We start from the raw sequence: 1,076 nt of genomic DNA, 5'->3' as shown, positions 1-1,076 counted from the left end.
TGTTCACAATCCCCTTACATGGGTCGATCCATTAGGATTGACTGGATGTTCTACGCTTGATCGTATCATTGGAGATGCCAATCAAGTTGCATCTCCAGGGGGGCATATAACCCCAGAGCAAGCCCAAATCTTAAGGGGTAATTTACCAGTAGTTCAAAGGCGTAGCGCTTTCCAAAATCAGATGGCGCGTAGGGAATTTGTAAGAGATCAAAATTATCTTATGAGCCAATGGGAAGTAAATACGGGTAGAGTTTGGCCAACTGGGGCAACTCCGCATCATATAATTCCATTAGAAAGCGGAGGTGCAAAGTAAGTGGTGGAACTTAATGCCTACACATGGTGCCTTACCAAATCATTCTTTACCTGGAATAGCAGGCCCGCATGCGGCAGGTGGTGTGCTTCGCACTACAATTCAGCAAAGTAGAAAGGCGCTACCTCCAGGAACTATAACCGATTTGAGATTATAATATGATTGATATTAGCGAGTTATTAAAAGATATAGAACGGTCAAGATTTTTCTCAAATATGGGGTTATCTGATATCCAAAATGAAAATATTATTCTAATTGATAATGTTGAAAAGGTATTTATTAACCCATCAAATATAGAATTTAAAGGCTTTTATGAAAAAACTGAATGGCTTCCGACTTCACTAACACAAGATGATCCATTTTATAAAATTCAGGGTGGCTCGAAAGAACTTATTGAGCTTAGAATTAAAGTAAATAAAGCAGTAATGAATGCAACTAAAGGGTTACCTAAAGATAAGTTTATATCTGGACCACATGATTTTAGTCAGGCGGCAAGAAATGGTATATGCTTTGCTTTTAGACAATATGTGACGGAACAGTATTTGAGTCTTGGTGATAAATGGACAGCGATTGTAAGCATATACTATGCTGGTCATTGGCCTGTAGGTTTTGCTAAAGAAAAATTGATTGTCATTTAATATATTAGGCGTAAAGGTCTTTTGGATTTTTACGGCTATTTTTATTGCTGTTAGGCCAGAATATTATCCGGCTGTGCCTGAATCACCACCTTACCGGGCACCACACTGATCGCCAGCGGTTGCCCGGT

The 1,076-nt window shown here is 39.3% G+C and carries 2 protein-coding genes; both read left to right on the top strand.

Going from position 1 to position 1,076, the window contains the following annotated elements; genetic code table 11:
* The coding region (locus AD970_RS20010; RefSeq protein ID WP_209429090.1) for a hypothetical protein at positions 1 to 313 on the top strand (313 nt) is incomplete at its 5' end.
* A 155-nt stretch (positions 314 to 468) separates the two neighbouring features.
* Positions 469 to 948 carry a hypothetical protein gene (locus tag AD970_RS18405; RefSeq protein WP_072080716.1) on the top strand — a complete coding sequence of 160 codons (480 nt, stop codon included), beginning with the start codon at positions 469 to 471 and terminating at the stop codon, positions 946 to 948.
* Positions 949 to 1,076 lie beyond the last annotated feature (128 nt).

Origin of the sequence: Yersinia nurmii (assembly GCF_001112925.1) — a bacterium.
Lineage (GTDB): Bacteria > Pseudomonadota > Gammaproteobacteria > Enterobacterales > Enterobacteriaceae > Yersinia > Yersinia nurmii.
This window is presented reverse-complemented; position numbering and strand designations above follow the sequence as displayed.